The organism is Telmatospirillum sp. J64-1 (assembly GCF_006980715.1).
Taxonomy (GTDB): Bacteria; Pseudomonadota; Alphaproteobacteria; order Rhodospirillales; family Magnetospirillaceae; genus Oleiliquidispirillum; species Oleiliquidispirillum nitrogeniifigens.
Genome location: NZ_SBHN01000054.1, coordinates 1 through 4,953 on the forward strand (window position 1 = coordinate 1; position 4,953 = coordinate 4,953).

Consider the following 4,953-nt stretch of genomic DNA (forward strand, 5'->3'; position numbering starts at 1 on the left):
ATGATCACCTCGCTTCCGGGCCGTTTCGCGCAGGCCTCGGACCTCTCCTAAAGCCCTTTACGTTATCGGCGTTTTCCCGCTCCGGCAAACTCGCCTCCAGTTACGAACTGCGAGGCCCGATCAGCCGTGCCCAAACCCATCGAGATCTTTGCCGCCGGCACCCATACCGCCATGGCCGGCCAGACCCTGGCCTTCGGCGAGGCGGACCTGGCTGCAACGGCGGCGGCCTATGATCCGGCGCTGCATGAGGCGCCGCTGGTCGTCGGCCACCCCAGGCATGACGGCCCGGCCTATGGCTGGGTCAAGTCCCTGTCGGCCGAGGGCGGCAAACTGTCGGCCGAGCCCGATCAGATCGATCCTGCCTTCGCCGAGCTGGTCGCCGCCGGTCGCTTCAAGAAGATCAGCGCCGCCTTCTATCACCCCGATGCCAAGAACAATCCCAAGCCCGGCGTCTATTACCTGCGCCATGTCGGCTTCCTCGGCGCCCAGCCGCCTGCCGTCAAGGGCCTGAAGCCGGTCGAGTTCGCGGCCGGCGAAGACGGCATCGTCGAAATCGAATTCGGCGAAAACAGCGGAGCGGTGCGCTGGGCCTTGCGCTCCATCGCCGATTTGTTCGCCCGCCTGCGCGACCGTCTGGTCGAGCAGGACGGCGCCGAGGAGGCGGACAAAACCATCTCCCGCTGGTCCATCGAAGACCTTCAGCGCTTGGCCGATCAGACGGCCGATGCTGCTGAGCCGCCGGCTCCCGCCTTCAGCGAGCCGGCCCCGATTGTCCCCGCCCAGACTATCCCCGCCCAGACTATCAAGGAGCCCGAGGTGACCACGCCCACCCCCGAAGACCTGGCTGCGCGTCAGCGCCAGCTGGAGGATCAAGAAGCGGCCCTGCGCCAGCGCCAGGCCGAATTTGCCGAAGCCGAGGCCAAGCGAAAGGCCAGTGATGTGATCGAAGGTCTGATCGCGAGCGGCAAGGTGCTGCCGGCCGAGCAGGACAAGCTGGTCGCCTTCATGGCCGCCCTGGACGAGGAAGGCACCGTCGCCTTTTCCGAAGAAGGCGGTGCGGCCGTGACCAAGCCGCTGCGCGAGGTCTTTACCGATTTCCTCTCCTCCCTGCCCAAGCGCGTCGAATTCGCCGAGCTGGCGCCGGCCGACCAAGCGCCGGTCCTGCAGGGCGATGCCCAGGCCATCGCCAACGAGGCCGTGGCCTACCAGGAAGAAATGCGCGGCAAGGGCGTGGTGATCACCACCGTCGAGGCCGTGCGCCATGTCCAACAGCGCAAGGGCTAAGCCATCATGACCAGTCCCAATCCCGGTATCTTCAAGAGCTTCCGCGCCGCTCCCGGCTCCATCGCTCCTTACCGCATCGTCACCCATGGCGTCACCGACGGCCAGGTCGTGCAGGCCAGCGGCGTCACGGATGCCCTGTTCGGCGTCACGCAGCAGCTCGGCCCCGACGGCGCCGGCCGTGTCGACATCTGCTTGGGCGGCCTGCCCGAGATCGAGATCGGCGGCCCCGTGGTGCGCGGGGATTGGCTGACCAGCGATGCCGAGGGCCGGGCCGTCGCCGCCGCGCCGGATGCCGGCGAGACCGCCCAGGTCATCGGGCGCGCCCTGGTCTCCGCCATTGCCGGCGACATCGTCGCCTTTCAGTTCGCCCCCGGCCAGATCGCCGGCTAACGCAGGATTTAGCTCATGTCCAATACCGCGCCCTTTCAGATCAGCCCGCAGCTGACTGCCATCGCCATCGCCTACCGCAATCCGGCCTATACGCTGATTGCCGACGAGGTGATCCCCGACATGCCGGCCCCGGTGGCGACCAAGTCGTTCCAGTATCGCGAGTTCGACATGGCCGAGGGCTATACCGTGCCCGATACCAAGGTCGGCCGCCTGGGCGCTGTCGGCGTGGTCAACACCAAGTCCGAGCTGAAGTCCGAGACGGTCGAGGATTACGGTATCGGCGAGCCGGTGCCGCTCGACGACATCGAGCAGGCCAAGACGCAGGGCCTTGATCCCCTGGGCCAAGCCGCTGCCTATTGCCAGAACATCATTCTCCTTGACAAAGAGCGCCGCGCTGCCGGCATCGCTTTTGACCCGGCCAATTACGCTCCCTCCAACAAGCTGGCCCTGAGCGGCGCTGAGAAATTCAGCGATCCCGACAGCGATCCCATCCGCCTGCTGACCGAGATCATGGATGGCATGATCATGCGGCCCAACGTGGCGGTCATGGGCGCGGCGGTGTGGTCGAAATTCAAGCTGCATCCCAAGGTCCTGAAGGCGATCTATCCCAACGGCAATGGCGAAGGCATCGCCACCCGCCAGCAGGTCGCCGAACTGCTTGAGGTCAAGAAACTGCTGGTCGGGGAATCGCGCATCAACGAGGCGCGCAAGGGCCAGGCCGGCCAGATCAACCGCACTTGGGGCAACCACATTCAACTGCAGTTCCAGGACCCTACCGCGTTGGGTAGCGCCCAGGGCGTCACCTGGTCGGGCCGCGCCCGTTTCGGAACCAAGGTCGCCGGCACGCAATTCGTCAATCTGGGGCTGCGCGGTGCGCAGCTGGTCAAGGTCGGGGAATCGGTCAAGGAATTCATCTTGGCCAAGGATTGCGCCTTCCTGCTTCAGGACGTGATCTGAGATGCCGCGCTACCCCGTCCTCACCCCGCTGCGCCGGGAGGGCAAGACCATCCCCGCCGGGCGTCCCGTCACCCTGGACGCGGCCGAGGCCCGCACGCTGATCGCGTGCGGTGCCCTGGGCGAGGCTCTGCCCGAGCCGCCGGTGACCACCGAGCCTCTGACCACGGAACCTCCCGTCACCACCGAACCGCCGGCGGATACCGCCAAGACCCGCCGCAAGTAAGGCATCTCCATGTACGCGACCCAGCAGGACATGATCGACAGCTTCGGCGAACAGCGCCTGATCGAGCTGACCGACCGACAGCATAATGGCGAGATCGACACGGCCGTGCTGGACCGCGCCCTGGACGATGCCCGGCAGATGATCGACGGCTATCTCGCCGCCCGCTACCGTCTGCCGCTCTCGCCGGTGCCCGGACTGGTCCGGCAATGGGCCTGCGATATCGCGCTGTATCGCCTGTACCAGACGCCGGATGAGCCGGCCCAGGCCCGCTATCGCGATGTGATGCGGCAGTTGACCGATGCCGGCAAGGGCATCCTGGCGCTGCAGGGTGACGGCGTGCAGGCCGCGACCAGCGGCGGCGGCGTGGTCCATGCCGGCCCGGCCGGCATCTTCACCGGTTCCGGCCTGGAGGGCTTCTGATCATGGCCGGCGCCAGCATCCAGGTCGATGACATCCTGATCCGCGCGGCCTTGGCGCAGCTGCAAGGCCGCGCCGGGGATCTTGGCCCGGCCTTCGAGGAGATCGGCGCGATGCTGGTCTCATCGGTGATCCATCGCTTCGAGCATGGCATAGCGCCGGACGGCAACCCCTGGCCGGTCTCGGGCCGCGCCCAGGCCGAGGGCGGCAAGACGCTGGTCGACAGCGCAAGGCTGATGCAGTCGATCACCTATCAGGCCGGCGACGGCGAGGTGTCGGTCGGCACCAATGTCGTTTACGCGGCCATCCACCAGTTCGGCGGCCGGATCGAAGCCAAGTCCGGCCGGGCGCTGACCTTTCCCCTGCCCGGCGGGGGGTGGGCCACGGTCAAGGCCGTCGCCATGCCGGCCCGTCCTTTCCTCGGTGTCAATGACGATGACCGGCAAGGGATTTTGGACATCCTGGGCGATTACCTGATGGAGGGGCTGCAATGATCCTCTTTTCCTGTCTGGACCGTCTGTCCGACCTGGTCGGCCAGGACAAGCCGCTGCGCCAAGTTCAGGGGGCCATTGAATTCGCCGCCGCATCGGCCGCACCGCCAGCCCGTCACCTCCGCCCTGCCGCCTGGGTGATCCCCATCAGCGACCGTGCGGAAGGCAATTCGCTGGTCGGCAAGGTGCGCCAGCGCGTTACCTACCGCTTCGGCGTCGTACTTGCCCACGGCATCGAGAATGACCGGGCCGGCGGGCGCACCACCCTGGAGATGGAGGCGCTGGAAAAGGCGGTGATCGGCCATCTGTTGGGCTGGCAGCCCAATGAGGACATGGAAGAGGTCCTCTATGCCGGTGCGCGAACCGTCGCCTTCCAGGCAGGCCTCGTCTGGCGCCTGCTCGAGTTCACCACCGCCTCTTACGTCTACAAGTGAGGAAGCCCATGCGCCCTGGTGGCCGCTACATCCTTGAGGCCGGCAAGCTGCGCCAAGCCGAAGGCCCGACCAAACTCCACCCCGAAGGCTCGGCACCGCGCGATGCGCAAGGCCGCCGCCTGGATCGCCCCGCCGAAGCCAAGCCCGCCGCGAAGGCCAAGGCTGTGCCTGAGAAGACCGAGAAGAAGGACTAAGCCATGGCCTTACAGCCGATGAAGTTCAGGAAAAAAGTGGTCCTGGCCAAGGTCGAGACCGTCTATGGCCAGGATGCCGGGCCGACCGGTACCGAGAATGCCATCCAGTTGTCGGACGTCACCATCACGCCGATGGAAGCGCAAATGATCGAGCGCGGCATCGTGCGCCCGACGCTGGGGGCCGAAGGCTCCATCGCCGTCGGCATCCATGTGGTTTTGGAATTCGCCGTCGAGGTTGCGGGCTCCGGCACCGCCGGGGCGGTGCCGCCTTGGGGCGTGCTGATGCGCGGCTGCGGCATGGCCGAGGTGATCGAACCTGATACCGAGGTCCGTTATCTGCCGGTTTCCGACGGCGAAGAATCGGTTTCGATCCTCTTCAACATCGACGGCAATAAGCACGCCTTGCTGGGCGCGCGCGGCAATTTCACCCTGGACCTAGAAGCACCGGGCCTCCCCCGTTTCCGCTTCCGCTTCGTCGGCCTGTGGAGCGATCCCATCAGCGCCCCCATGCCCAGCATCGACCTGTCGGCCTGGCAGGCGGCGATGGCGGTCTCCAACGCCAA

General features: G+C 66.5%; 9 protein-coding genes. All 9 read left to right on the plus strand.

The window, feature by feature from the left end; translation table 11 throughout:
- The first annotated feature begins 126 nt into the window (after window positions 1–126).
- On the plus strand, window positions 127–1,284 hold the full coding sequence (locus EPD66_RS23455) for a phage protease (protein ID WP_142850983.1): 1,158 nt from the start codon (window positions 127–129) through the stop codon (window positions 1,282–1,284).
- 6 nt (window positions 1,285–1,290) lie between these two features.
- On the plus strand, window positions 1,291–1,674 hold the full coding sequence (locus EPD66_RS23460) for a capsid cement protein (protein ID WP_142850984.1): 384 nt from the start codon (window positions 1,291–1,293) through the stop codon (window positions 1,672–1,674).
- Between the two features lie 15 nt (window positions 1,675–1,689).
- Window positions 1,690–2,631, plus strand: a complete 942-nt coding sequence (locus EPD66_RS23465) for a capsid protein (protein WP_142850985.1) — start codon at window positions 1,690–1,692, stop codon at window positions 2,629–2,631.
- 1 nt (window position 2,632) lies between these two features.
- A complete protein-coding gene (locus tag EPD66_RS23470; RefSeq protein ID WP_142850986.1) occupies window positions 2,633–2,854 on the plus strand; it encodes a hypothetical protein in 222 nt (73 codons plus the stop codon).
- Between the two features lie 9 nt (window positions 2,855–2,863).
- Complete coding sequence (locus tag EPD66_RS23475; RefSeq protein ID WP_142850987.1) at window positions 2,864–3,274, plus strand: gp436 family protein; 411 nt, start codon at window positions 2,864–2,866, stop codon at window positions 3,272–3,274.
- Window positions 3,275–3,276: 2 nt separating this feature from the next.
- On the plus strand, window positions 3,277–3,765 hold the full coding sequence (locus tag EPD66_RS23480; RefSeq protein WP_142850988.1) for a phage virion morphogenesis protein: 489 nt from the start codon (window positions 3,277–3,279) through the stop codon (window positions 3,763–3,765).
- Window positions 3,762–4,196, plus strand: a complete 435-nt coding sequence (locus EPD66_RS23485; protein WP_142850989.1) for a hypothetical protein — start codon at window positions 3,762–3,764, stop codon at window positions 4,194–4,196. The genes EPD66_RS23480 and EPD66_RS23485 overlap by 4 nt, the downstream gene beginning before the upstream one ends.
- Before the next feature lie 8 nt (window positions 4,197–4,204).
- Window positions 4,205–4,390, plus strand: a complete 186-nt coding sequence (locus EPD66_RS23490; RefSeq protein WP_142850990.1) for a hypothetical protein — start codon at window positions 4,205–4,207, stop codon at window positions 4,388–4,390.
- Window positions 4,391–4,393: 3 nt separating this feature from the next.
- Window positions 4,394–4,953, plus strand: a 560-nt coding sequence (locus tag EPD66_RS23495) for a phage tail tube protein (RefSeq protein WP_221931102.1), incomplete at its 3' end; no start/stop codon positions are given.